The organism is Oceanicaulis sp. (assembly GCF_051859625.1).
GTDB lineage: Bacteria > Pseudomonadota > Alphaproteobacteria > Caulobacterales > Maricaulaceae > Oceanicaulis.
The window spans coordinates 1917197-1939766 of record NZ_JBHYFH010000001.1; the positions used below are offsets into that span (position 1 = coordinate 1917197).

General features: G+C 62.7%; 18 protein-coding genes. 14 read left to right on the top strand and 4 right to left on the bottom strand.

The annotated features are described in order from the left end of the window. The first annotated feature begins 90 nt into the window (after positions 1-90). The 4 genes from ACTIGF_RS09070 (at position 91) to msrA (ending at position 4096) form a co-directional block, all read left to right on the top strand. A complete protein-coding gene (locus ACTIGF_RS09070; protein WP_439636554.1) occupies positions 91-1098 on the top strand; it encodes an N-acetylornithine carbamoyltransferase in 1008 nt (335 codons plus the stop codon). Continuing rightward, positions 1095-2450 carry an acetylglutamate kinase gene (locus ACTIGF_RS09075; protein WP_439636555.1) on the top strand — a complete coding sequence of 452 codons (1356 nt, stop codon included), beginning with the start codon at positions 1095-1097 and terminating at the stop codon, positions 2448-2450. Before ACTIGF_RS09070 ends, ACTIGF_RS09075 begins: the two co-directional genes overlap by 4 nt. Then, the gene (argC, locus tag ACTIGF_RS09080; protein ID WP_439636556.1) at positions 2447-3391 is read left to right on the top strand and encodes an N-acetyl-gamma-glutamyl-phosphate reductase; all 945 of its coding nucleotides are present in this window, start codon (positions 2447-2449) and stop codon (positions 3389-3391) included. The genes ACTIGF_RS09075 and argC overlap by 4 nt, the downstream gene beginning before the upstream one ends. Before the next feature lie 69 nt (positions 3392-3460). Beyond that, on the top strand, positions 3461-4096 hold the full coding sequence (msrA, locus tag ACTIGF_RS09085; RefSeq protein WP_439636557.1) for a peptide-methionine (S)-S-oxide reductase MsrA: 636 nt from the start codon (positions 3461-3463) through the stop codon (positions 4094-4096). 3 nt (positions 4097-4099) lie between these two features. Here the strand turns inward: msrA and ACTIGF_RS09090 are convergent, their stop codons facing one another. Next, positions 4100-5602, bottom strand: a complete 1503-nt coding sequence (locus ACTIGF_RS09090) for an ArnT family glycosyltransferase (RefSeq protein WP_439636558.1) — start codon at positions 5600-5602, stop codon at positions 4100-4102. Between the two features lie 421 nt (positions 5603-6023). On the opposite strand from ACTIGF_RS09090, the gene ACTIGF_RS09095 reads away from it, so the two are divergent. The 6 genes from ACTIGF_RS09095 (at position 6024) to ACTIGF_RS09120 (ending at position 15827) form a co-directional block, all read left to right on the top strand. Continuing rightward, positions 6024-9281 (top strand): TonB-dependent receptor, encoded by a 3258-nt coding sequence (locus tag ACTIGF_RS09095; RefSeq protein WP_439636559.1) that lies wholly within the window; start codon positions 6024-6026, stop codon positions 9279-9281. 168 nt (positions 9282-9449) lie between these two features. Continuing rightward, complete coding sequence (locus tag ACTIGF_RS09100) at positions 9450-11045, top strand: alkaline phosphatase D family protein (protein WP_439636560.1); 1596 nt, start codon at positions 9450-9452, stop codon at positions 11043-11045. 53 nt (positions 11046-11098) lie between these two features. Beyond that, the gene (locus tag ACTIGF_RS09105) at positions 11099-12115 is read left to right on the top strand and encodes an agmatine deiminase family protein (RefSeq protein ID WP_439636561.1); all 1017 of its coding nucleotides are present in this window, start codon (positions 11099-11101) and stop codon (positions 12113-12115) included. Positions 12116-12119: 4 nt separating this feature from the next. After that, positions 12120-13304 carry a serine hydrolase domain-containing protein gene (locus ACTIGF_RS09110; RefSeq protein ID WP_439636562.1) on the top strand — a complete coding sequence of 395 codons (1185 nt, stop codon included), beginning with the start codon at positions 12120-12122 and terminating at the stop codon, positions 13302-13304. Continuing rightward, positions 13304-14137, top strand: a complete 834-nt coding sequence (gene aguB / locus ACTIGF_RS09115; protein WP_439636563.1) for an N-carbamoylputrescine amidase — start codon at positions 13304-13306, stop codon at positions 14135-14137. The genes ACTIGF_RS09110 and aguB overlap by 1 nt, the downstream gene beginning before the upstream one ends. A 145-nt stretch (positions 14138-14282) precedes the next feature. Further along, positions 14283-15827: a bifunctional GNAT family N-acetyltransferase/carbon-nitrogen hydrolase family protein gene (locus ACTIGF_RS09120; protein ID WP_022701387.1), complete on the top strand. Its 1545-nt coding sequence runs from the start codon at positions 14283-14285 to the stop codon at positions 15825-15827. A gap of 15 nt (positions 15828-15842) precedes the next feature. Here the strand turns inward: ACTIGF_RS09120 and ACTIGF_RS09125 are convergent, their stop codons facing one another. The 3 genes from ACTIGF_RS09125 to ACTIGF_RS09135 all read right to left on the bottom strand — a co-directional run bounded on the left by ACTIGF_RS09125 (position 15843) and on the right by ACTIGF_RS09135 (position 18100). Further along, positions 15843-16019 (bottom strand): hypothetical protein, encoded by a 177-nt coding sequence (locus ACTIGF_RS09125; protein ID WP_439636564.1) that lies wholly within the window; start codon positions 16017-16019, stop codon positions 15843-15845. Positions 16020-16092: 73 nt separating this feature from the next. Next, a complete protein-coding gene (locus ACTIGF_RS09130; protein ID WP_439636565.1) occupies positions 16093-16746 on the bottom strand; it encodes a MarC family protein in 654 nt (217 codons plus the stop codon). Positions 16747-16879: 133 nt separating this feature from the next. Then, positions 16880-18100: a substrate-binding domain-containing protein gene (locus tag ACTIGF_RS09135; RefSeq protein WP_439636566.1), complete on the bottom strand. Its 1221-nt coding sequence runs from the start codon at positions 18098-18100 to the stop codon at positions 16880-16882. 339 nt (positions 18101-18439) lie between these two features. Between ACTIGF_RS09135 and ACTIGF_RS09140 the strand changes: the two genes are divergently transcribed. From ACTIGF_RS09140 to speE, 4 genes are all read left to right on the top strand, one after another. Then, the gene (locus tag ACTIGF_RS09140) at positions 18440-19693 is read left to right on the top strand and encodes a type III PLP-dependent enzyme (RefSeq protein WP_439636567.1); all 1254 of its coding nucleotides are present in this window, start codon (positions 18440-18442) and stop codon (positions 19691-19693) included. Between the two features lie 2 nt (positions 19694-19695). Continuing rightward, positions 19696-20751 (top strand): 1,9-bis(guanidino)-5-aza-nonane synthase, encoded by a 1056-nt coding sequence (locus tag ACTIGF_RS09145; RefSeq protein ID WP_439636568.1) that lies wholly within the window; start codon positions 19696-19698, stop codon positions 20749-20751. A 56-nt stretch (positions 20752-20807) separates the two neighbouring features. Then, positions 20808-21257: an adenosylmethionine decarboxylase gene (gene speD / locus ACTIGF_RS09150; RefSeq protein WP_439636569.1), complete on the top strand. Its 450-nt coding sequence runs from the start codon at positions 20808-20810 to the stop codon at positions 21255-21257. A gap of 156 nt (positions 21258-21413) precedes the next feature. Next, positions 21414-22301, top strand: a complete 888-nt coding sequence (gene speE / locus ACTIGF_RS09155) for a polyamine aminopropyltransferase (protein WP_439636570.1) — start codon at positions 21414-21416, stop codon at positions 22299-22301. Positions 22302-22570: the final 269 nt, after the last annotated feature.

Genomic DNA, 22570 nt, shown 5'->3' on the forward strand with positions numbered 1-22570 from the left:
AGGGGCGGCCTGTCTACACACGGTATTTGCCAAGTTCGTCGTCTCTGACTACACCGCTGACTTTGTTTGTTCAGACAAAGGTCCGCAGCCATGCGCCATTTCCTGTCGACGGAAGACTGGTCCCGGAATGAATTGCAATCGATCCTTGATCGTGCGCGAGAGCTCCGATCCAGCCCGATGGGCGATGCGCTGAAGGGCAAATCGGTCGCCCTCATGTTCTTCAACCCGTCGCTCCGTACGCGGTCGAGTTTCCAGATCGGCGTCCAGCAACTGGGCGGCATCGCCATTGTGCTCGATGCTCAGGGCCAGACCTGGCCGGTGGAGTTTGAAGAGGGCGCTGTCATGGATGGCGGCCCGGAAGAGCATATCAAGGAAGCCGCGCGCGTCTTGTCACGCTATGCGGACCTGATCGCCATTCGCTGTTTCCCGAGATTCCAGGACTGGGAGGCCGAGCGCGAAGATCCGCTGATCACCGCCTACGCCAAGCATGCGACGGTGCCTGTGATCAATATGGAGACCATTGTCCATCCGTGTCAGGAGCTGGCGATGATGATGGCGCTGCAGGACCGGCATGGCGACGTCTCGGGCAAGGATTTCCTTCTGACCTGGGTGCCGCATCCCAAGCCGCTCAACACCGCGGTGGCCAATTCCGCGATCCTGATGGCGTCCAAGATGGGCATGAATGTGCGCATGCTGATCCCTGACGAGGTGTATCAGCTTGATGAGCGCTATATGGACGCCGCCGAGCGCTTCTGCGGCGAGAACAACGCCCGCTTCTCCGTCACCACGGACATTGAACAGGCGTATGCCGGCGCGCATGCCGTCTACGCCAAAAGCTGGGGCGCGCTGCCGTTCTACGGCGCCTGGGAGGGGGAGGCCCCCTACCGCGCCAAAGGGGCGGGGTTCATGATCGATGATGCGAAGATGGCTTTGACCGACAATGCGACCGTCAGCCACTGCCTGCCCATGCGCCGCAATGTGAAGATCGCCGATTCCGTGGTCGACAGCCCGGCCTTCCTCGGCATTGAGGAAGCGGAGAACCGCCTGCATGTTCAAAAGGCGATGATGGAGCGCCTGGTTCAGGATTCTGACGGATGACGGACGTGAAATCCTTCCCTGAACGGGGCGGCGCCAACGCGCCGGTCCGGTCCGCCATCGTGCAGCTGTTGTCCAATATGCGCGACGGCAAGGAAATCCGCGAATATCTCAATCGCTTCTCCGAGCTCGACCAGGAACGCTTTGCGGTCGTGAAAGTCGGCGGCGCGATCATCGAGGAAGATCTCGATGCGCTCGCCGCCGCGCTTGCGTTCCTGCAATCGGTGGGGCTCGCGCCTATCGTCGTGCATGGCGGCGGTCCGCAACTGAACGCCACGCTGGAGGCGGCGGGCTTCCCTGAAGAACGCAAGGACGGCCTGCGCATCACCCCGCCTGAAGCCGTTGGCGTGGTGCGTGACACGCTGACCGCGGTGAACGTGAGACTGGTGCAGGCCGTGCGTGATTGCGGCGGTCGGGCGGCGGCGGTGCCCTCCGGCGTTTTTGAGGCCGAGCTGATCGACGAAGCGGGGCTGGGCCGGGTGGGCGAGCCCACCGGCGTGCGGCTGGATCTGGTGGCGGCGGCGGCGAAGGCCGGTCAGGCGCCGATCCTGACCTGTCTGGGCGACACCGCTGACGGACGCCTGGTCAACATCAATGCGGATAGCGCCGTGCGCGCACTGGTGCACAAGCTGCAGCCCTACAAGGTGGTCTTCCTGACCGGTACGGGCGCGTTGCTGGATGCGAACAAGCAACCGATCTCCGCGATCAACCTCGCCACTGATTATGATGACCTGATGGCGTCAGACTGGGTGGCGGGCGGCATGCGGCTCAAGCTGCAGGAGATCAAGCGCCTGCTCGATGACCTGCCGCTCTCAAGCTCGGTGTCGATCACCCGGCCTGATCAGCTGGCCAAAGAGCTGTTCACCCATGCCGGGTCAGGAACGCTGGTGCGCCGCGGCGAACGCATGCTGGAACTCGAAACGCTGGATCAGCTCGATCAAGAGCGCACGCGGCAATTGATCCGCCAGGCCTTCGGGCGCGCGCCGGTCGTTTCATATTTCGACAGCATCGACTTTGACCATGCCTTCGTCACCGAAAACTACCGGGCGGCGGCGATCACCACGCGCCTGGACGACATGGTCTATCTCGACAAGTTCGCCGTGCTCGATGAAGCGCGCGGCGAGGGTCTGGGCGGCGCCGTCTGGCGGCGTCTGATCGAGTATGCGCCGCGGCTCTACTGGCGCTCGCGCACCAATAACCCGGTCAACGAATTCTATTTCGCGACCTGTGACGGCGCGGTGAAGTCGGGGCCGTGGACGGTGTTCTGGCGCGGCGAGGATGATCTGTCCAAAATCCCGGCGCGGGTCGAACGGATCGCTGCATTGCCGGCTACACTTGAGGAGGGCGGGTCATGAAAACCCTCGGACTGGTCGGCGCGCGCGGGCATACCGGGCGCGAACTGATCCGGTTGATCGCGGAGCGCGATGACCTGTCGCTCGCCTTCGCTGTCTCCCGCGCCATGGACGGCCAACCGGTCACTGATCTCTCCCCGGAAGCGCCTGCGGGCCTTCTGTTTGAGGCGCTCAGCCCTGAAGATGTGGCGCAACGCCAGTGCGACGGCGTGATCCTCGCCATGCCCAATGGCCAGGCCGCGCCCTATGTGGCGGCGATCGAGGCGGTGAAACCGGATACGGTCATCGTCGATCTGTCGGCTGATTACCGCTTTGACGAGACCTGGGTCTATGGCCTGCCGGAATTGTATGGCGAGGACATGATCAAGGGCGCGACGCGCATCTCAAATCCGGGCTGTTACGCCACCGCCGGGCAGTTGGCGGTCGCCCCGATGCGCAAAGCTCTGGCGGGCCCTGCGCATCTGTTCGGCGTTTCGGGCTATTCCGGCGCCGGCACCACGCCCAACCGCCGCAATGATGTGACCGCGCTCAAAGACAATCTGATGCCCTATGCGCTGATGGGGCATATCCATGAGCGCGAGATGAGCCGTCATCTGGGCCATGAAGTGCGCTTCAGCCCCCATGTGGCGGCGTTTTTCCGCGGCATTGTGCTGACGGCGCAGATGGAGTTCTGCGAGCCTGTGACGGCGGACGCGTTCCGCGCGGCCTATGAGGACGCCTTCGGGGACCAGCCGCTGATCAGGGTTCAGGATGACGCGCCGGAAGTCATTGAAGGGGCGCATAATCCGGGCGCCGTACTGGGCGGGTTCGCACTCAGTGACGATGGCCGCCGCGGCGTCATGGTGTGCGCGCTCGATAATCTCCTTAAAGGCGCGGCGGTGCAGGCGATGCAGAATCTGTGTCTGGGGATGGGGCTGCCCGGCTTCGAGCCGCAGCAAAACTGACGGCTTCGTGACTTGGCGGTGAGCGGCTTTGGCCCAACTCTATAGGGATCAACCCCTATGGAGGCCCTGATGAAAGCTGTCCTCACCGCTGTTTGCGCCGCGTTCGCCCTGTCCGGCGTCGCCCTCGCGCAGTCAGACGACTATGTCCGCCCAGCCCAGGCGTCGGGCGCCGACCTGCCGGACGGGCTGGCCCATGCCGTGTTCTCTTCGGGCTGTTTCTGGTGCACCGAAGCGGATTTTGAAAAGCTCGACGGCGTCGTTGAAGTGGTGTCCGGTTTCGCCGGCGGCACGCAGCAGAACCCGGACTATTATGACGTGGCCCGTGGACGCAGCGATCACCACGAAGCGGCGCGCGTGATCTATGATCCCAGCGTGGTCAGCTATGAAGCGCTGCTCGACCATTACTGGCGCAATGTGGACCCGTTTGATGAGGGCGGGCAGTTTTGTGATCGCGGCTCAGGCTATGCGCCGGGGATCTACGCCGCCAACGCCGAGCAACGCGCGACAGCCGAAGCGTCCCGCCAATCGGTTCAGGCCCTGTTTGAGCGTTCGATCATCGTGCCCGTCGAGGATTTGAGCACGTTCTGGCCAGCGGGCGCCGAACACCAGGATTATTATCTGGAGCGTCCGGCGCGCTATCAGCGCTATCGCTTCGGCTGTCGCCGCGATGCGCGTTTGCGGCAGATCTGGAATGGCGTCGAGTAGCCGCTAGTTCGATCCGGCGCGCATCTCTGCGACGCGGTCTTCATAGGCCGCGTCGCGTTCGCGCCGTTGGTGGCCTTGCGCCAGAAAAACCTGATAGGTGCGATAGCGGTCTCCGCCCAAGGGGATCGAAACCTCGTCCACCTGCTCAAATTGCGCGAAATCCCAATCCATCAACGGCGTTTCTTCGGGCCGTTCCGAGATGATCAGCACCGGCTCTGCATAGCTGTCGGGCAGGGGCCAGGTCTGTTCGGCGAAATTCTGCGCATGTTCCGCCCGCACCCACATGAACAACTGGCCGTCAAACCCCCGGCCATAGCGTTGCATCTGGTGAAAGTCGTTGCGGTTGTCATAGACCAGCGTCGCCACGCTGTGCTCTTGCGCCATGCGCTCGACCGCCTGCACGGTTTCAGGCCAGCCCCGCACGCGTTTGAAGGCGTTGGCGAGGCCTGCGGCGTCTGAGAGCGGGGTTGAGGCGGCGAACGCCATCAAGGCCAGCCCCGCGATTGTATGAAGCGCCAGCGAGCCATAGAGCGCCCAGCGTCGCCAGACAGGACCTTGCAAGAGAAACGCGATGACCAGGATCAACCCGGTCAGATAGGCGGAAGCGGCCCAATTGGCGTGCGCCCGACTGATGAAGGCCTGGACGGCGACGATGATCAGCACAGGCAGGCTGAAAGCGACGAGCATCAGGCGGGGGCGCGCCGTGTCCCATTTCAGCGTGGTCGCGCGAAACGCCGCGATGACCGCCGCAATGAGTACAAAGAAGAAGACCGGGCCGAAGACGCCCAGCTGACCGGACAGGAAGTCCGCCAGCTCCTCTGGGTGAAACAGGCTCCCGCTCCAATTGGCGTTGGCGGCGGTATGGCTGACCGTGGCGAAGTCATGCTGGGCGTTCCAGATCACATTGCCCGCAATGATGATGCCGAACAGCGCCAACGCCGCGGCGCCCTGAAGCGAGATCAGCGCGCGCCGCGACGGCGCGTCGATGACGACGCTGACGGCCAAGCCTATCAACAGATAGATCGCGGCGTATTTGGAGAGAAAGGCGTATCCCGCGGCGACGCCCAGCAAAACCGCGAAGCGCCAGTCCGGGCCATCGCGCAGGCGCACGAGGGCATAAAGCGCCGTGCTGAAGCCCGCCATCAACACGGCGTCCGTGGAAATAATGGTGGAGGACAGCCAGACCGCCGGCATCGTCGCCCAGCCCAGAGCGGTGAAAGCGCCCAGTCTGGCGTCAAAGAGGCGCGCGGCGGTCAGACCCAGCATTACGGCGGTGATCGTGTGCAGGAAGGGCGCGGCCAGACGCACCGCCCAGTCGGCGTCGCCGAATACGGCTGTGGTGGCGGCGATGATCCAGGCGATCATGGGCGGTTTGGAGAAATACCCCCAATCCACCTCGCGCGACCACAACCAGTACTGGGTCTCGTCCGCGTACAAGCTGTTGGGATCAGCCAGTAAAGCCAGGATGCGCAGGACAAGAAGACCGGCCAGGATGAGTGCGGTCAAACGCCTCCAGCTGCGTGAGGACGAATCTGAGGATGTGGGGCTGAACTTTTCCATGAAAGGCTTCATGCGGCTGCGCCGCCGGTCTGTCAAAGCCCTTCCCGGACCGTTCAAAAAGCGTGGCCTATATGCAACGATCCAGAACGCCTTGGTGCAGAGCAACAAACACGACAAACAGGGTTTTCGACCCTGCCTTTGTTAATGCGGCTTCAAGCTAATCCTGAAACTCCTTGCGAGAACACGCTAATACTGAGTTAACGGCGTAGACGGGACGCTCTGTTGACGGATTTGCGCCCTGAGCGCTGTCGCAAAACGTTCACATACCCGTCACGCAATCGTTAGCACCGGATTTTAAGGCCCCCCTCGAAGCAAGGGCGTAGTGCCCCTGCCTTTCATCAGGTCGATTTTTAGGGGACCCTCCACAATGGCGATGTTCAAAAAGTTCGCTTACGGCGCTTCGGTAGCCGCGCTTGCTGCGCTGGCGCCGGTTGCCGCCGTGCACGCACAGACCACTTCTGCAAACCTGCGTGGTGAGATTGTTGACGCGTCCGGCGCTCCGGTGCCCGGCGCGACCGTCACCATCATCCACAGCCCGTCTGGCACCGCATCTCGCGCCGTGACCAACGAAACCGGTCAGTTCTTCCAGTCCGGTCTTCGCGTTGGCGGTCCTTACAGCATCATCGTCGCAGCGCCGGGCTTCCAGGGCGAAGCTCTGGACGGCGTCAACCTGCGTCCGGGCAACCAGTCCCCGCTGACCCTGACCCTGAACCCGCAAGCCGCTGACGTGATCGTGGTGACCGGCCAGGCCATCAACACCACGGACCTGAACAACGGCGTCGGTTCGAACTTCTCCGCTGACGACATCGCCAACCAGCCGTCCGCCAACCGCGACGTCATCGGCACCCTGGTGCGCGACCCGCTGGCGTTCTCTGACGGCGAAGGCCAGCTCTACGTCGCCGGCGTGAACCCGCGCTTCAACGGCCTGGCCATTGACGGTTCGCTGCAGCAGGACGATTTCGGCCTGGGTTCGAACACCTACGCAACCGAGCGTTCGCCGATCTCCCTGGACGCTGTTGAATCTGCGTCTCTGGTGGCGTCCGACTATTCCGTGACCGCGTCCGGCTTCACCGGCGGCCTGGTGAACATCACCACCAAATCGGGCACCAACGAGTTCGACGGCGCTCTGTATTACTACTATCAGGACGAAGGCTATTTCGGCGACGAGATCGACGGCCAGCCTGTCACCACTGCAGAGTTTGACGAAAAAGAATACGGCATCACCCTGGGCGGCCCGATCATTGAAGACCGCCTGTTCTTCTTCGTGTCCTATGACGAGTTTGAATCCGCTTCCGGCACGGATTACTCCGTCGGCGACAGCAATGACGGCATCGACAGCAACTTCTACGGCGCCCTGAACCAGTATGTTCTGGACAACCTGGGCTATGACATGGGCGGTCGTCCGACCGTCGCGTCCAACCCGGTGACCTCCGAGCGCCTGATCGGCAAGATCGACTGGAACATCAACGACAACCACCGTGCGTCGTTCACCTACCAGTCCACGGAAGAAAGCGGCACCTCCACGGGTCGTCAGAACTTTGAATCGGCCTGGTACGACATTCCTGTCGAACTGACCTCCTATTCCGGTTCGGTGTTCTCTGACTGGAGCGACAACTTCTCCACCACCGTTCGCGCCACCTACAAGGAATTCATCCGCGGTCAGAATTGCCGCGCCGGTTCCGACACCGCGCATCTGGAATTCCGCCTGACGCCGGGTGATCTGGTTGGCTCTCCGCTGGAAGGCCTTCTGATCGATAACGGCGAAGAAACCTTCGTCGGCGGCTGTGACCGTTTCCGTCACGCCAACGAGTTCAACGACGAGCGTCTGCAGCTCTTCGCACAAGGCGACTACATCCTGGGCGATCACCTGATCACCTTCGGCGCCGAGTACGAAGACTACTCGCTGTTCAACCTCTTCGTCGCGGGCTCCAACGGTCGCTTTATCTACCGTTCGCTTGACGAGATTGCGAACAACACCCCGCAAATCGATTACGTCAACGCCAACACCAACAATGCTGATGACGCCGCGTCTGCGTTCGGCCTTGAGAAGATCACCCTCTTCGCCCAGGACACCTGGCAGGTTCGTGACAATCTCGAAGTCGGCTTCGGCGTGCGTTACGAGACCTATCAGCAGGACGATGTTCCGCCGCTCAGCGCGGATGTGGACGCCGCTTACGGCGCTGGCACCACCGGCCAGAACCTGGACGGCCTGGACCTGATTATGCCGCGCGCCAGCTTCCGCTGGGAGCCGAATGATCGCACCACCCTGACGGGCGGCTTCGGCCTGTTCGCCGGCGGTGAGCCGAAAGTCTGGATCTCCAACGCATTCCAGGGCGCCACCGGCTTTGCTCGCCAGAGCTCTGGCACCCCGACCGCCGGCCTGACCGTGCCCCAGCCGTTGCTGGACAGCGTTGCAGGCTCCACCGGCAGCGTGATCGACATCATCTCTGATGACTTTGAGATCCCGTCCGATTGGAAAGCGTCTCTGCGTGTTGATTACGACCTCAACCTTGAGCGTTTCGGCATGGGCGATGGTTACCTGGTGTCCGCGTCCTGGCTCTACACCACCCCGCAAGACGCCTTCATCTGGCGCAACCGCGCTCAGACGGACCTGGCCGCGGCTCTGCCGACCGGCGTCGCTCCTGATGGCCGCACCATCTATGCGGACCTCGACGATCTGGGCTTCGCCAACCTGACCGAGCTCGGCAATGCCGACGGTTCTGACAGCCACGTCTTCTCCGTCGCTGTTCAGAAAGACTACGAGAACGGCTTCGGCTTCTACACCAGCTACGCCTACCAGGATGTGGATTGGGTTTCTGAAGGCGGCTCTTCGCGCGGCGTCTCCAACTGGCGCGGTCTGTCTGCGATCGACCGCAACAATCCTGAAGTGCGCACCTCCTTCTGGGAGATCGAGCACTCCTTCAAGATCGGCCTGTCCTATGAGCGTGAGATCATCTCTGATCTGACCTCGCGTGTGGACGTGTTCGGCCAGATCCGTTCGGGCACCCCGTACTTCCTGACCTACGACGTCAGCGGTTCCAACTCCCTGTTCGGCCGCGCCGGCGCAGGCGAGAGCCCGTACGACAACAACCCGATCTACGTCCCGACCCGTGGCGGCGATGCGAACGTTGTGTACGCAACCGGCTTCGACACCGCAGGCTTCTATGACCTCGTGGATCGTGCAGGCGCGTCTGAAGGCGAAATCATGCCGGTGAACAGCGCCTCTGGCGCCTGGAACCAGCAATGGGACCTTCGCTTCACGCAGGAACTGCCGGGCATTCCGGGTGTTGATCGCTTCGTCGGCGACAACAACTTCGAGTTCGTGATGGACATCGTGAACTTCCCGAACCTGCTGAACTCTGATTGGGGTTCCCAGACCAATGGTCCGGGCTTCGGTCAGTTCACTGCAGTTGATGCGGACCTGGTGTCGGCGGCTGATGTGGCTCTGAACGGTGTTGACGGCGCTGCCGCCCTGCGTGGTGACGATATCCGCACCACCTGCACCACGGCGGCCTCTTGCGTGTACCGCTATAACGACTTCCGGGCGGCGGGCCGCGACATCAACGAACTGGACCGCAATGACTCGGTCTACGAAATCCGCATCGGCCTGCGTTACGAGTTCTAAGAACTCCAACGCCGATACGGCTGGATTACGGGAAAGGGCGGCTCTTTGGGCCGCCCTTTTCTTTTTATGCCTGCAAGGCCTTCATCGACGTCCCGGTCGTCGCAAAACTGTGACCCCTGCGCGGTATGCAAAGCCCACGCTGACAGCTTCTTGGCATGGGAAAAGATCATGGTCCGCACTCTCGCTTCTGCATGGACGCGCCGTTTCGTCCTGACCTCCGCCGCTTCCGGCGCCGCCGCCGCCCTGACGGCGGGCTGCACCATGCCGGTGACGCAAGGCTCCGCACCGGTCTTTCGCAATGATCCGTTCTCTCTGGGCGTGGCGTCTGGCGAGCCGACCTCTGACGGGTTCGTGCTGTGGACGCGCCTCGCCCCGAACCCGCTCGATCCCGATGGCGGCATGGCGCCTGAAGCCGTCGATGTGAGCTGGGAGCTGGCCGAAGACGAAGGCTTCACCCTGATCGTGCGCTCCGGCGTCGAGCGGGCGCTGCCCGATTGGGGGCATTCCGTCCATGCCGAGATTTACGGACTGCCGGCTGGACGTGAATACTTCTTCCGCTTTCATGCGGGCGGAGTGACGAGCCCGACCGGTCGTGCGCTGACCGCCCCGGCCTATGGGTCTGGCGTGGACGCGATGAAGATCGCCTGGTGCTCGTGCGCGCATTACGAGCAGGGCTATTTCCACGCCTATCGCAACATGGCTGAAGAGCGCCCGGACCTGATCGTGCACACCGGCGATTATATCTACGAATCCAGCTGGGGACCGCAGGTGCGCCGCCATGTGACGCCCGAGCCCTATACGCTGGAAGACTATCGCCGCGTGCATGCGCTGTATCGCCTTGACCCCGATCTTCAGGCCGCCGCCGCCATCGCGCCCTGGCTTGTGACCTGGGACGACCACGAAGTGGATAACGATTACGCGGGCGATATCAGCGAGCAGCCGTTTGTCTCGGCGGAAGAGTTCCGCGCGCGTCGCCTCGCCGCCTACCAGGCCTATTGGGAAAACATGCCCCTGCGCCGCCGCTCCATGCTGGAGCGCGCGTCGGGCCGGATGCGCATTTACTGGCAGACTGTGTTCGGCGATCTGGCGGAAGTGAACATGACCGACGGCCGCCAGTTCAAGACGCCGATGGCGTGCCCGTCCGAAACCGATCGCGGCGGTAATATCGTGCCTGCGAGCTGTGAGGAGCTGACAGACCCGAACCGCACCTATCTGGGCGGCTCGCAGGAGAACTGGCTGTCGCGCGGCGTCGCCGGATCCGGCGCGATCTGGAGCTTCATCGTTCAGCCGACCTTGTTCTCGCCGTTCAATTTCTCCAATCCGCAAACCGGTGAAGCCATGGTCTGGACCGATGGGTGGGACGGCTATCCCTTGGCTCGCCAACGCCTGGTCGACGCCCTGGCGCGCCGTGAAAACGCCAACCCGATCATTCTGGGCGGCGACACGCATTGCTACTGGGTCACCGATGTGAAGGCGGATTATGCGGACATGAACTCGGCGACCGTGGCCTCTGAATTTGTCACCACGGCGGTCACCAGTCATCGCGGGGGCTATGAAAGCACCGCCGCCTTCTTGCCCAATAACCCGCATATCAAGCATTTCGACACCCGCGAGCAAGGCTATGGCCTGATCCGTCTGAGCCGGGAGCGCGCCGAGGTGGATCTGCGCGTGGTGGGTGATGTGTCGCGCCGGGATGGGTATGCGCCACGCAACCAGAAACAGTATGTGATCGAAGCCGGACAACCCGGCGCGGTGGAAGTCTGAGCGTAGCGATAAATCCGCTATTGCCGGGGTGCGGTGCGTGATATTGGCGTTTTATGACCACACGCTCCGTACCCCACGAAACCGCCCCTCAATCCGTCATTCATACCGCATGGCCCTATCATAAGGACTGGGCCGATGCGCTGGATGGCGCGCGCGAGGAATTCGCCCGTTTCCTGAGCCTGGCCGCCGCCCCTGGCGCGAACGGCAAGGCGCAGCCGCTCACGATCTATGTGGCGAACGCCGAGACCGAGTCGAGCGCGAGACGCGCCATGGGCGACAGGGCCCGCTATGTGCGCGCGCCTTATGGCGATGTGTGGACGCGCGACACCGGCCCGGTGTTCGTGACCTCTTCAGAGGGGCTGAAAGCGCTTCGCTTCACGTTCAACGGCTGGGGCGGCAAGTACGAATATCCGGGCGACGAGACCATCGGCGCCGTGATCGCCAAACAGGCCGGAGCCAAGATCGAGACGCTCGACTGGATTTGTGAAGGCGGCGCGTTGGAGTTTGATGGCGACGGCACGGTGCTCACCACGCGCGACGTAGTGCTCAACCCCAATCGCAATCCCAAGCTCAAAGCCGCCCAAGTTGAAGCGGATCTGAAGCGCGCTTGCGGCGTGGAGAAAGTGATCTGGCTTGATGACGGGCTGGCGGGAGATCATACCGACGGCCATATCGACAATCTGGCGCGGTTCGCAGCGCCGGGCGTCGTTGTGACCCAGCGTCCTTCAGGGCCGGGCGATCCCAACACCGCGCTCTACGCCCGCACGGTTCGCGCGCTCAAAGCGTCGAAGGACGCCAAGGGCCGGGCTTTGACAGTGATTGAAATTCCTTCCCCCGGTTTTGTGATGGGGGAGGATGGCGGCCCGGCCGCAGCGTCTCACATGAACTGGATCATCGGGCCGCGCCATGTGGTGATGCCGGCTTATAACCGGCATTCCGAGGCGGCGGTGCGCGCACTTTCCCACGCTTTTCCCGATCATGAGGTTGTCGCCAGCCCCGCAAACCATATCCTGACAGGCGGCGGCGCATTCCATTGCGTCACTTGTAACCAACCCGATCAGGCTGGATGACACATTGATTGCACTCGCTTTACCGCTCAGCGTTCTGACCCTGGCCCTGTCTGATGTGACGGCGAGTTCGCCTGCGCCGGAGCCTGAAGCGCCGATGCAGGCTGTTGAGCAAGCGCTTGATTATCTGGACGCCTTCCAGCTTGAAGTCGCTGATGTGGCCCATCATGACCGCATGGTGGGCTTCGCCGCGGCGATTCTGGAAAACGGCGAGCCGGTGGCGATCTACACGTCTGGTGAAACCGTGCGCGGTTCAGGCGAGGCGGTGACGGCGGATACGGTGTTCCGCCTGGCGTCGGTGTCGAAAACCTTCGCAGGCACCATGCTGGGCCTTCTGGATGAAGCGGGTCTGGTCAGCCTGGATGCGCGGGTGCCGACGAGCGTGCTCGACCTCAGCGGCCCGCGTCAGCCGACCTGGCGCGAGCTCGCCAGCCATCAGACAGGATTGCCGCCGAACGCCTATGACAATCTGATCGAGGCTGGACAGGACGCCCATACGGTGAGGGCGCGACTGGCGGAAGTGCCGCTCCTGTGCCGGACCGGCGGGTGCTACACCTATCAGAACGTCGCCTTTGACGCGGTGCGCGATCTGGTCGAGGACGCGACCGGGCTCAGCTATCCCGAGGCGGTCCAGACCTATCTCTTTGATCCGCTCGGGATGGAGAGCGCCGGGTTCGGCGCGGAAAACCTGGCGCGCGCCGACAGCTATGCCGCACCGCATTTCGGGCGTCGGCAAAGGCTGGGCGGGACCGCGACCGATTATGACACCTTGCCGGCGGCGGCGGGCGTATCGCTCAGCCTCAATGATCTGATCATCTGGGCGCAGGCGCAGATGGATCCTGAAGGCTATGGCTTGTCGCCACGCGCTGTGGAGCGCGCGCATACGCCGCAAACCCGCTCGCTTCGGGAAACCCGCAATCTGCGCCGCCTGGGCCGGGTCCAGGACACGTCATATGGCTTGGGTTGGCGCATTTATGACTGGCAGGGCGAGCGCACGCTGATCGTGCATGGCGGCGCGCTGGCCGGCTATGGCTCGCAGGTCGTGCTTGAGCCTGAAACCGGTTTTGCGTTCGTCGCGTTATGGAATGCGGATGTGGGATTGCCGCGTCTGCTTTGGCCGACGGCTATGGATATGCGCACCGGCGACGGCCCCGGGGCCTTCGTCGACGATGCGATCGCGCGGATGAGATAATGACCGACACCTTCACCATGGGCGTTCTGCAAGCGTCGCTGAACGCCAGCATGGACGAGAATATCAAGACGATTTCAGAACTGGTGCGCGACGCGGCCGGGCAGGGGGCGCAAGTGATCTTGCCGCCCGAACTGTTCCAGGGACCGTATTTCTGCAAGACCCAGGTCGAGGACTGGTTCGCGACGGCCTATCCGGCGCTGGAGCATCCCTGCGTCATCGCCATGCAGAAGCTCGCCCAGGAACTGGACGTGGCCATCCCCGTCTCGATCTATGAGCGTGACGGACCGCAGTATTATAATTCGATGGTGATGGTGGACGCCGGCGGACAGGCGCTGGGTGTTTATCGCAAGAGCCATATCCCTGACGGGCCGGGCTATCAGGAGAAGTATTACTTCCGACCCGGCGATACCGGTTTCAAGGTCTGGGATACGAAATTCGGCAAGGTGGGCGTCGGCATTTGCTGGGACCAATGGTTCCCCGAGGCCGCCCGCTCCATGACGCTTCTGGGCGCTGAAATGCTGCTCTACCCCACCGCTATCGGCGCGGAGCCTCAGGCGCCGGAAATGGACACGGCGGCGGCCTGGCGCCGGGCGATGCAGGGACACGCGGTGTCCAATTGCATCCCCGTGGGCGCCGCCAACCGGATCGGCGACGAAGACGGGCAGGTGTTTTACGGCACCAGCTTCATCACCGATAATACCGGCGCAGTGAAAGCCGAGCTGGGCCGGACCGAGACCGGGGTTCTGACCGCCACGTTCAATCGCAAGGACCTCGATACGTTTCGGGCTGCCTGGGGCTTCTTCCGCGACCGCCGGCCGGATCTGTATCTCTAGGCGCTGCGCAGGCCCGGAAACTTTCACGCGTCCGGTGCGTTAAAGCTTATACGCGCTGGCCTCCGCCGGCATGACACATTTCAACGGCGCAGTGCGATCTTCGAGATGGCGCGGCGCCGTTTATGGTGACCAGAAGGGATTATGAATGACCCAGACCCGCCGCTCCGCAAAGCTTCTGGTCCGCACCGCCACATTGTCTGACGTCCCCGCCATTCTGGACCTGCAGGAGCGCGCCTATCCGGGATGGGACCCCGACACCCCCGCCATGATCCGCGGCCAGATCGCGAACTTCCCTGAAGGCCAGTTCGTGGTCGAGTATGAAGGCGATCTGGTGGGCTGGTGCGCCAGCTTCATCATCGACGAAGAGGCGGCGTTCTCGCGCCATAGCTGGGCGTCGATCACCGGGGGCGGGTTCGCCGCCCGTCATGATCCCGACGGAGACTGGGTGTACGGCATGGAAGTGGCGGTGGATCCCAGCCGCCGCCGCCTGCGCATTGGTCAGCGCCTGTATGACGCGCGCAAGGCTTTGTGTGAGGAATGGGGGCTGAAGGGCGTCGTGTTCGGCGGCCGCATGGCGGGCTTTCGCCGAAAGCGCAAGCAATACCCGACCCCGCAGGATTATCTCGACGCCGTGGTCAACAATGAGCTGCGCGACCCGGTGCTGAACTTCCAGATGCGGATGGGGTATGAGCCGGCGGGCGTCCTGAAAGGCTATCTGCCCGATGATGCGGATTCAGGCGGCGCCGCGGCGCGCATGGTCTGGCGCAATCCCATGTATGTGGAGAGCAATGGTCCGGTGAACCGGCCCACCCCCAACACCGTGCGGGTGGCGGCGATCCAGATGGCCATGCGCTCCATGGAGACGCTCAAGGAGTTTGAGCGCAACGTCGAATATTTCGTCGAGGTCTGTTCCGACTATCGCGCGGATTTCTGCGTCTTCCCGGAAATGTTCACCGTGGCGCTGCTGGCGCTCGAAAAGCGCAAGCTGACGCCCGAGGAGAGCATCGCCGCCCTGTCGCGTCATACGCCGGGCTTCGTTGAGCTGATGAGCACGCTGGCCGTGCGCTACAACATCAACATTGTCGGCGGCTCCCACCCGACCCGCACCGATGACGGCGACATCCAGAACGTCGCCTATGTCTTCCTGCGTGACGGCTCGGTGCATGCGCAGGAGAAGATCCATCCCACGCCGAACGAGCGCTATTGGTGGAACATCAAGGGCGGCGACGCGGTCGCCACCATTCCCACCGACTGCGGTCCGGTCGGCGTTCTGATCTGTTATGACACCGAATTCCCCGAGCTGGCCCGACGCCTCGCTGATGAAGGCGCGAAGATCATCTTCGCCCCCTACGCCACCGATGATCGGGGCGGGCATTTGCGGGTGCGCTATTGCGCCCATGCGCGCGCCATCGAGAACCAGCTTTATGTGGTGACGGCGGGCAATGTGGGCAATCTGCCGGGCGTTGAGAACATGGACATCAACTACGCCCAGAGCGCCATCCTGACGCCGTGCGACTTCCCGTTTGCGCGGGACGGCATTGCAGCGGAGACCAGCGAAAACGTGGAGACGATCGCGGTGGCCGACCTGCACCTGGATGACCTGGTGCAGGCGCGGCGCTCGGGTACGGTGCGCAATCTGCGCGACCGCCGGTTCGATCTGTACCGGATTGTCTGGAAAGACCGCGGCTAGCGCCAGGCGGCTATCTTATTTTGCGGGGCGACCTGGGGCCATGAGCGCCAGCGCCACCGCGCCCGCAAGTCCGGGCCAGGTGAAGGCCACGGCCTGATCCAGCGCGCCGCCCATCAGGCTCAGCGCGCCCGCCAGCAGGCCGCCAATGGCGACGACCGCCGCGAAGGCGAGGATGATCAGGCGAAACGACACGGAATGCAGGCTCCCACATCAACAGAAGGGGAGCTTACACCCGCACCACCTAACAATTGGTAAGAGGCCGCAACTAGCCCGCCAGCAGCGCGCCGCGTATGCCGTCAAACAGGAACTGCGCCGCCAGCGCCGCCAGGATGACGCCCAGAATTCGGGTGATCATCGCCGCCAGCGTGTCGCCGATCAGTTTCATGATCGCGCCCACCGCCAGGAACAGGCCAAGGCACAACAACAGGTTCGCGCCCATGCCGGCGAACACCATGACCTGTCCGCCCAGACCTTCGGCTTCATTCATGAACAGCATGATGGAGGCGATCGCGCCGGGGCCCGCCAGCATGGGAATGGCCATGGGGAAGACCGAAATGTCTTCATTGGTGCCGGCGATCTCTTCATCCGCCTCGTTCAGCGCTTCAGCGCGTTCTTCGCGACGTTTGGAGCGGGTCTCGAAAATCATGTCCAGCGCCAGCATGAACAACAGCACGCCGCCTGCGGCGCGGAAGGCGTCCAGGCTCACATGCAAAGCGCTGAGGAGCCACTCGCCCATATAGGCGAAGCCGAACAGGACTGCGGTCGCGATCAGCACGGATTTGATCGCCATCACCCGGCGGTGCGTGGGGGTGGAGCCTTCGGTCAGGCTCGCGAAAATCGGAGCTACGCCAATCGGGTCGATCACCACGAAAAATGTGACCAGAGAGGCGGTCAAAAGGCTCAGATCCATCGCGTCCATAGGTGTCCCCAGTTCGAACCGTACACTAGCGTTTCGGCCTAACACGCCCGCTCAGCCTTGGCGAGGCCGCGTCCATGCAGGTCCGACCTGTGTAAAACGCAGAGCGTGTCCAAACGGTCCTTGCACGCAATGATTATTGGGCGGGGGTCTGCATCGGTCTCAACGCGCGCGCATCGCGTGCGGCGTCCTGGCGGCTCGCTTCGGGAAGGGCGATCAGGCCGCGTTCGGCCAGATAGCCGAACGGACCCCAAGCGTCTTCGCTGGTCAGCTCTTCCACAAAGGGCAGCAGACCTGGGGCGACGCCCACATGCTGGTTCTTGACGTAGATGAACAAGGACCGCGATCCGGGATAGACGCCATTGGAGATGTTCTCGTAAGTCGGCGCGATCCCGTCGATCCTGGCGGCCTGAATGCGGTCGCCGTTCTGCTCCAGAAAAGAATAGCCAAAAATGCCGAAGGCTGCCGGAGAGTTGGCGAGGGTCTGGACGATGGTGTTGTCGTTTTCGCCGGCGTCCACCCAGGCGCCGTCCTCGCGGATGCGCGACGCAAGCCGTTCAAAGGCGTGCTCGTCGCTTTCAGACAGCGCGGCCAGGCAGTCCACCTCTTGCGCGCCCATGATCATGTCGAGCTCGACAAAGGCGTCGCGCGTCCCTGAGGTGGGCGGCGGGCCAAACACTTCAATGCGCTGTGCAGGCAGATCAGACGAGATGTCAGACCAGCGCTGGAAGGGATTGGCGATGAAGCTGTGACATGAAAAGCCGGCGATCTCGCCAAAGTTGCGGCCTGCTTTCAACGCGCCCTGCTCGTCAAAAAGCGACTCGCCCTCGGCCGTAATGGGCATTGGGGTTTCCGCCGCGAGCGCCAGGTAGAGCTGCACACGATCAATATCCATTGCGTCCGCACTGATCGAGTTGCCCAGCACGATGCCGTCATAGCCGATCGGTATTTCGGTGATGGCGACGACGCCATTGTCCTGACACAGCTGATATTCGGTCGCCTTGATGGGGCGCGAGGCTCCTGTCAGGTCCGGGTAGCCCAGGCCGACGCCCGCACAGAACAGGTTCATGCCGCCGCCCGTGCCCGTGGCTTCCACAACCGGGGTCGGAAACGTGCTCTTGGCGCCGAAATTTTCCGCAACCGCCGTGGCGAAGGGGAAGACGGTGGACGATCCCACCATGCGCAGGCCGTCTCGTCCGCCGACGCCAGCGCCTGGAACGGGTGATTCAGTGTCAGACGGCGCAGCCGGCGCGGCCGGCTCGTCCAGCAGCACAATGTCCTCTCGCGGTTCGCCGCAGCCCATAAGCGCTAGCGCGGCGCATGCGATAAGAAGGTGATCGGCGCGGAGTTGAGGCATCTCGTCTCTCCTGGAACTTATCGTCGGATGCAGCGTTGGTTCTTCTAACGTGAAGGACGCATCAGTTTTATGACACGCGCGCAAGCAAATATTGACTTCACTCTGGCGGATGGCGCGCGCGCCGTCCTTGAAATGCCCAAGGGTCTGATTACGTGACCTCTTTATGAAGCTGATGGATGCATGTGTGGATGGATCGACTCACGCCGCCGCGAAAAAAAATCAAGGCGCACGGATTTTCGGCTTTACATGCGGGGTCGCAGGATTTAATTCGCGCCGTCCCGGCGGAGGCGATCCGCTCGATGCCGGATTGGGTTAACAACAAGCAGGGGGTTCCGTGAGTTGTCTCATTACCATACGCCCCTGGACCTGGTCCGCTCTCGGCCTGTCGAAGGCCCGGTCGCCTGCGCGCGGCCCGATCGACTGACGATTGCGGCATCCTGGTTCCAGAACAATTTTCCCGGCGAAGTGCTCTACGCGGTCAAGTCAAACCCGTCCGCGTGGGTGATTGATACTCTGTACGCCGCGGGCATGCGCTGGTTTGACGTGGCGTCGCTCAACGAGGTTGAGCTGATCGCATCACGTTGCCCGGACGCGACCATGGCGTTCATGCATCCGGTCAAAAGCCGCCGCGCCATCCATTCGGCCTATTTCGATCATGGCGTACGGATTTTCGTGCTCGACTGCGAAGCCGAGCTGGAAAAGATTCTCGCCGAGACCGGCTATGCCCAGGATCTGACCCTGGTGGTGCGGATCGCCGTCTCCAATGACGGCGCGACCCTGCCGCTGGCGGGCAAGTTCGGCGCGTCCGAAGATGATGCGGTGGACCTGATCCAGCGCGTGCGGACCTATGCCGACGAGTTGGGCGTGAGCTTTCACGTGGGCAGCCAGTGCATGGCGCCGAGCGCCTATCGCGCAGCGATGCTGGACGTGTCGCGCCTGATCAAGCGCGCGGCCGTCACCGTGGACATTGTGGATGTGGGCGGCGGTTTTCCTGTGGCCTATCCCGGCATGACCCCGCCGCCATTGTCTGAGTACGTGGCCGCGATCGAAAACGCGTTCGAAGAGATGATGGTCCTCGAGAACGCCGATTTGTGGTGCGAGCCGGGCCGGGCGCTGTGTGCGGAATCAACGTCGATCCTGACCCGCGTCGAGCTGGTCAAGGGCGATCAGGTGTACCTCAATGACGGCGCCTACGGCACGTTGTTTGATCTGGTCCACATGAAATGGCCCTATCCGATCGAAGTGCACCGTCCGAAGGGCGAGCCGAGCGCTCAGACCGCGGCCTTCCGGCTGTACGGGCCGACCTGTGACGCCATTGACGCGGTCGCGGCGCCGATCGAGTTGCCGGCGGATTTGTCTGAGGGCGATGTGATCGAGTTCGCACTGATGGGCGCTTACGGGGTCGCCATGGCCACTCGTTTCAATGGCTTTGGCGAGGTGGAGACCGAAATGGTGTCTGACTTCCCTTGGGTCTCCGTCTATGACCGGCCGGTGGCGGATACTGCACTGTCTCACGAAGACGATAGCGATCGTGTCGTGTCCTTTCCGCGCCTGAACCGGCGCCGTCGCAACCGCATCATGAAAAGGCGTTGAGGATGGCTGACACCTCAAATCGCAAGGCCGAGCTGCTCTCCAGCCCGGTCGAACATATCGACATTGCGAGCTTTGACGGCCGCGTGATCATCGACGCCTGGGAGAAGATGAGCTTCACCTCCCGCGATGCGGCGCGGGCTGCGCGCATCCTGCAGGCGGCTCAGGAAGATCCCGACTGCTCGGTGATCCTGACGCTGGCGGGCTCCACCTCTGCGGGCGGCTGCATGCATGTGTGGCGGGACATGATCCGCAACAACATGGTCGACGCCGTGGTGGCCACGGGCGCGTCCATCGTGGACATGGATTTCTTCGAGGCGGTGGGCTTCAAGCACTACCAGGCCAAAGAGATTCCTGACGACCGGATGCTGCGCGACCTCTATATCGACCGCATTTATGACACCTATATCGACGAGGAAGACCTGCAGGCGTGCGACCACATCCTCGGCGACATCGCCGACAGCCTGCCCAATGGTCCGATCAGCTCACGCGCTTTCATCAAGGCGATGGGCAAATGGCTCGCGGACGGCAACGCCAAGAAAGAGGGCTCTTTGATTGAAGAGTGCTATCGCCATGGCGTGCCGATCTTCGTGCCGGCGTTCTCTGATTGCTCGGCCGGGTTCGGCCTCGTCAAACACCAGGTGAACCGGATCAAGGCGGGCGAGGGCTATGTGTCCATCGACTCCGTCGCCGATTTCCGCGAACTGACCGACATCAAGATCAAGGCGGGCTCGACCGGCCTGTTCATGGTGGGCGGCGGCGTGCCGAAGAACTTCGCGCAAGACACGGTCGTCTGCGCAGAAATCCTCGGCCACGACGACGTGGAAATGCACAAATACGCGGTGCAGATCACCGTGGCTGACGTTCGCGACGGCGCCTGTTCGTCCTCGACCCTCAAGGAAGCGTGTTCCTGGGGCAAGGTGGATGTGGCGCTGGAGCAGATGGTGTTCGCCGAAGCCACCACTGTGGCCCCGGTCATCGTCTCGGACGTCTATCACCGCGGCGCCTGGAAACAGCGCCCCCGCCGTCGGTTCGCCGACCTTTTCAACGACGCTTTTTAGAACACGGGACTGAGCGCGGCCGACGCGCCGCGTTCCCACATGGAAGGGACCTTCTCATGGACGGACTGACCCTGGCGGACAGCCCCCAGTACAACACCGGCTTCGAACCAGTCGACGCCAACGCCAAAGACGATCTTGATCACTTCATCATGGTCGACGGCAAACAGGTGGCGGGTCGCCATCTGATCATCGATCTGATGGGCGCGCGTCACCTGACCGATGAAGACCGCATCCAGCAGGCGTTCCGCGATTGCGTGACCGCTTGCGGCGCGACGCTTCTGCACATCCATACGCACGTCTTCGAGCCGAATGGCGGCGTGTCGGGCGTGGCGGTGCTGGCGGAAAGCCACATCTCGACCCACACCTGGCCCGAGCGCGATTATGCGGCGTTCGACGTGTTCATGTGCGGCGACGCCCAGCCGATCAAGGCTGTGGCGATCCTCAAGGAGGCCTTTGAGGCCGCCGAGGTGCGCGTCACTGAAATCCTGCGCGGCGAGGGCGCGTAAGCGCTTTTCGCCCGATGGGTTGAGACATGGGAGCGGTTCTCACGAGCCGCTCCCTTTCCTTTTTTCTTGCCTTTGCACGCCGGGAGCGCGAAGCAACGCGCCATCCCCTCAAGGCGGCGCGTCCGCCTGTCCTGCACGCACTTTCAGGAGACGATCATGACCGACACCCCCAAGCACACCTATCGCGACGCCAATGGCGATCTGTGGTTCCGGGAATCGCTGAGCGAGGGCATCGGCAACGGCCTACGCATTGACAAACTGCTCTACGCGGAAGCGTCGGACGTTCAGGACCTGATCGTATTCGAGAACGCCGAGAACGGCCGCGTGCTGGCGATTGACGGCCTGGTGCAGGTCTCCATGGCCGACGAGTTCATCTATCACGAGATGGTCAGCCATGTGCCGCTGCTGTCGCATGGCGCGGTGAAACGCGTGCTGATCGTGGGCGGCGGTGATGGCGGCGCCATGCGCGAAATGCTCAAGCATGACAGTGTTGAGTCCATCACGCTGGTTGAGATCGACCCGGACGTGATCGAGTTCTCGAAAAAATGGTTCCCGGATGTCTCCCAGGGCTCGTTCGATGATCCGCGCGTCAATGTGGTGATCGCGGACGGCTCGAAATATGTCGAGGAGACCACGGACACGTTTGATCTGATCCTGATTGACTCGTCGGACCCTGTCGGCCCGAGTGCGGTGCTGTTCACCCGTGAGTTTTACACCGCCTGCTCAAAGCTTCTGAACGAAGGCGGGGTCATCGTCACCCAGTCCGGGCTCGCCGCGATCCACCCCGAGCCGGTGAAATCCACCTCCGACAGCTTCAAGTCGCTGTTCAAGCACGTAGGCTTTTACCTGATCTGCGTGCCGGCCTTCTCGGGCGGCTTCATGGCGCTGGGTTTCGCCACCAATGACGGCGCGACCTTTGATCGCGATATCGAGACGATCCGCGAACGCTTCGCGGCGCTCGACATCAAGACGAAGTATTACAGCCCCGAGATCCACAAGGGCAGCTTCGCCCTGCCGCCCTATATCGCCGAGAAAATCGCGTAAGGGCGAGGCATCCGGAGTTGAGGCGGCGCAGGCGACTGCGCCGCCTTTTTTGTTTGGGTGTCACTTCCCCTCTCCCCCTTGGCCAAGGGGGAGAGGTCGGGTGAGGGGGTGCGCTTCAGTACGCATTCTGCTTGCCGGTTGAAGCGCCGCTCACCCCTCACCTAACCTCTCCCCTCAGGGAGGGGAGAAGAACAGCCTTTCGCCCGCTCTAACGCCACTGCCCCGTCCCCTGCGACCGTTCGTCTTTTCCCCGCCCGGCCTCTTGTGTG

Coding starts and splice junctions, on each gene's coding strand:
- ACTIGF_RS09070 (WP_439636554.1), top strand. CDS start 91: ATGCGCCATTTCCTGTCGACGGAAGACTGGTCCCGGAATGAATTGCAA.
- ACTIGF_RS09075 (WP_439636555.1), top strand. CDS start 1,095: ATGACGGACGTGAAATCCTTCCCTGAACGGGGCGGCGCCAACGCGCCG.
- argC (WP_439636556.1), top strand. CDS start 2,447: ATGAAAACCCTCGGACTGGTCGGCGCGCGCGGGCATACCGGGCGCGAA.
- msrA (WP_439636557.1), top strand. CDS start 3,461: ATGAAAGCTGTCCTCACCGCTGTTTGCGCCGCGTTCGCCCTGTCCGGC.
- ACTIGF_RS09095 (WP_439636559.1), top strand. CDS start 6,024: ATGGCGATGTTCAAAAAGTTCGCTTACGGCGCTTCGGTAGCCGCGCTT.
- ACTIGF_RS09100 (WP_439636560.1), top strand. CDS start 9,450: ATGGTCCGCACTCTCGCTTCTGCATGGACGCGCCGTTTCGTCCTGACC.
- ACTIGF_RS09105 (WP_439636561.1), top strand. CDS start 11,099: ATGACCACACGCTCCGTACCCCACGAAACCGCCCCTCAATCCGTCATT.
- aguB (WP_439636563.1), top strand. CDS start 13,304: ATGACCGACACCTTCACCATGGGCGTTCTGCAAGCGTCGCTGAACGCC.
- ACTIGF_RS09120 (WP_022701387.1), top strand. CDS start 14,283: ATGACCCAGACCCGCCGCTCCGCAAAGCTTCTGGTCCGCACCGCCACA.
- ACTIGF_RS09130 (WP_439636565.1), bottom strand. CDS start 16,746: ATGGACGCGATGGATCTGAGCCTTTTGACCGCCTCTCTGGTCACATTT.
- ACTIGF_RS09135 (WP_439636566.1), bottom strand. CDS start 18,100: ATGCCTCAACTCCGCGCCGATCACCTTCTTATCGCATGCGCCGCGCTA.
- ACTIGF_RS09145 (WP_439636568.1), top strand. CDS start 19,696: ATGGCTGACACCTCAAATCGCAAGGCCGAGCTGCTCTCCAGCCCGGTC.
- speD (WP_439636569.1), top strand. CDS start 20,808: ATGGACGGACTGACCCTGGCGGACAGCCCCCAGTACAACACCGGCTTC.
- speE (WP_439636570.1), top strand. CDS start 21,414: ATGACCGACACCCCCAAGCACACCTATCGCGACGCCAATGGCGATCTG.